1 protein-coding gene is annotated in these 342 nt (G+C 57.0%); it reads left to right on the top strand.

From position 1 onward, the window contains the following. Positions 1 to 342 (top strand): hypothetical protein (locus QUA13_RS32770; protein WP_333199418.1); only part of this gene is annotated, 342 nt, incomplete at both ends.

Raw genomic sequence — 342 nt, 5'->3', positions numbered from 1 at the left:
GAGTATCACTCCGACTCCGACTCCGAGTATCACTCCGACTCCAGTTGTCACTCCAACTCCGACTCCGAGTGTCATTCCGACTCCAAGTGTCACTCCGACTCCGACTCCAAGTGTCACTCCGACTCCGACTCCAAGTGTCACTCCGACTCCATTAGTCACTCCGACTCCAACTCCAGTAGTAACTCCGACTCCGACTCCGAGTGTCACTCCCACTCCGCTGGTAACTCCGACTCCGACTCCGAGTGTCACTCCCACTCCGCTGGTAACTCCGACTCCGACTCCGAGTATCACTCCGACTCCATTAGTCACTCCGACTCCGACTCCGAGTATCACTCCGACTCC

Source organism: Microcoleus sp. S28C3, from assembly GCF_036700785.1.
In the GTDB taxonomy this organism is placed as follows: Bacteria; Cyanobacteriota; Cyanobacteriia; order Cyanobacteriales; family Microcoleaceae; genus Microcoleus; species Microcoleus asticus.
Note: the sequence above shows the minus strand (reverse complement) of the source record. Positions and strands in the feature narration are given on the sequence as shown.